Source organism: Pontibacterium sp. (genome assembly GCF_041587635.1).
In the GTDB taxonomy this organism is placed as follows: Bacteria; Pseudomonadota; Gammaproteobacteria; order Pseudomonadales; family Balneatricaceae; genus Pontibacterium.
Genome location: NZ_JBFGYC010000539.1, coordinates 1 through 2763, shown reverse-complemented (window position 1 = coordinate 2763; position 2763 = coordinate 1). Strand labels below are relative to the sequence as shown.

Genomic DNA, 2763 nt, shown 5'->3' with positions numbered 1-2763 from the left:
GTTTCGGTATTTACCCCACCCGAGAGATCCAGCGTGACCACATCGCCTGCTTTGGGGTTATCTACGGTCATAGTAACCCCCAAGCTGTTGCCCAAAGGGGCCGCGAGGATCAAGGTATCCGACGTATCAAAGCTTAAACCACTCACTGTACCCGTCGCATACACTAAGTCGTAGGTACTTTCACTGGTAAACTGTATCTCCAATTGAGCATTTGCATTGGCAGCAGCGGCATATTCATTGATTTCGGTTACCTGAACCTTAGTGACAGGTGATATCGGAGACAGCGGCACACCAAAAGTGAATGAATCATCAGTATTTGGAGAACCCAATTCAAGGCGATACCCCCCCACTATGAGGTCTTGACCTGACTCATAATCAAAGGGCCCAGACGAACCATCAATAGCGATGGGGTTCCCTTCACTATCGGTCAGACTGTATTGATTTACGGCACCAGTATTGTCAAAAGTAATAGTGATATCGCCGACTGACGTCTGCAGAGCATTGGCTACATTGGGCTGCACAACGGAGACGCCCTTGACACCAGACACTTCAGGTTCCAGAACAAAAGCGGATTCAGCAGGCTGATTTACAGTGAATTTCAAACCTTGAACTTCAACGGTCTCACCATTGGCAATATCCAGTAATGCATGAGGCCCCTCAACTAACGTGCCGCCGCTATCCTTAATTTGGTACTGATAGCTCGGCGTAGGGCTATCAGGGTCTAAAACCACTTCAATCTGAAGATCCCCTTTCCCACGGGAGAAGTCGGTATAAACATCTTCATCCACAATCTCTAGCCCACTGATGTAGGACGGTGTCGCGGGCAGGAAATTTAGTTCGACCGTATCACTGGCCGCTTCAAATAAATATTGGCCAGAATCACCGGACGGCACAAACAGCTCCGGGGCTACCTGAATTAAGCGTTGCCCATCATCTCCCTCATAGCGATAATTCCCCTCACCATCCTGCTGATAGGGGCGATCAAAGCCTTTACTACCCGCAAACAGATATTCCCCCTGAGCATCTTGAGTATTCATCAAGCCTGCACTGTATGACACCAGCCCACGAATCTCTGTGGCTATCCCCTTGCGGTCCGCATCACTTAAGGTGCCGTTACCGGCCTGTGTCGTCAGCTCTCGTATACGAATTGCCGCGTCATTAAGGCTTTCAAGTACCGTCTCTTCCAGCTCCAAACGCCGCTGAGAAACATCGATGTTGTCCTGATACTTCTCAGTCTGCGCAAGCTCGCGATTCAATTTAACAACCTGCGCCGCGGCCACAGGATCATCTGAAGGCTTATTTAACTTTTTACCTGTAGAAATCTGATTTTGCAGGTCGGCTAAACGTGACTGGGAATTCTGCATATTAGATACAGAACTCAAGAATGCCTGTCGGGTGGAAATACGCATGGAGATAACCCCTTTAAATTGCGTTCAACAGCGAGTCAAACAACGTTTGTGACGCGCGGATCAACTGTGCAGATGCTTGATAAGCTTGCTGAAACTGGATCAATTTTGCAGCCTCTTCATCCAAATTCACGCCGACCAATGCGGCTTTACTCTCTTGTGAGGAGGTTAATACTGCTTGAGATGCATCCCTGTTAATCACCGATACACTGGTTTCAGTACCCACTCTCTCGATAAGGCGACCATAAATATCCTGATATGAGCCCCCCTCGATTGTGTCATCTAGTTGCAGGTTGGACATATGCAGAGCATTTCGGTTGTCGGATACCCCATCAGTGTTATAGCTGAATGAGAAACGATCGCCCGCCACGGGCTGGTTCCGAATGATAATTTCGTAACCATCCAATTCAATGGGTTCACCTGCAACAAAGGTTTGATCCACCATCGGCCCGGTATCATCTGCCTCAAACACAACCGGAAGATCTGGGACGCTTATATCATAAACCGTAAATGTTGTTGGCTCTTTACCACTGAACACGATTTCTACCGGCGGCGACATTGCACGTTCTTGCCGCTGGAATGTATTTGCAGAGACATCTGTAATATTGACTTCGGCAACACCTGTACCAACATTATCGGCAGACTCGGTGATTCGAACAGGCGAGGCAAGCGCTAATTGGCGCCCATCAGTCAATACCGTATCAAATTCGGCTCCGGCCAAACGTGTTGGCTGCACAAGGAACCGATCGCCAGTCACAAACCGACCTTTCACATCGATGCTAATTTCCATTCCATCTAACGCCACATTCACCACACCCTGGCTGAAATCAGCATAGTAAGCATTGTCCATCCCTGACAATTCAGCTGGCGTGCCAACTTCTTGCATACCGGACAAGCTAAATGTCTTACCGTCACTCAAGCGCTCAACCGTTAAAGTATTTGCTGACCCGAACGAAATTTCATAATCACTCGCCTTTAGCAGCGAGACATCGTCAATTTGAACAAACGCAGAACTGACAATCGATGTATTTTGACTGTTAGCAGACAAGCGACTGGTGATGGCTGCGCTATCGTTGATATCATTGAATAGCAACCCACCCAGGTTCCCGTCCAGATCCATCCCTTTTTGGTGCTGGCTATTCATGGTATCAGCCAAGGCCAAAGCGATTCGCCCAAGCTCATTGATCGCAGGATCCAAAACTTGATCTCTATATTCTAAGAGACCTCCAATTTTGCCTCCCGAAATCCTGTCGGTGATATCCACTTTATTACCGGCCACGACTAGGGCTACGTTATGCTTGCTCGTATCTGGATCACCGGTAACCTGAGTTAAGGTGTTTGAGCTTCGCCCTATAAC

At 48.3% G+C, this 2763-nt stretch carries 2 protein-coding genes; both read right to left on the bottom strand.

Annotated features, from left to right (window positions below; genetic code table 11):
- Nucleotides 1-1409 (bottom strand): flagellar hook-associated protein FlgL (gene flgL / locus ABYW01_RS18680; protein WP_372835786.1); only part of this gene is annotated, 1409 nt, incomplete at its 3' end.
- A gap of 13 nt (nt 1410-1422) precedes the next feature.
- Nucleotides 1423-2763 (bottom strand): flagellar basal body rod C-terminal domain-containing protein (locus tag ABYW01_RS18675; protein ID WP_372835784.1); only part of this gene is annotated, 1341 nt, incomplete at its 5' end.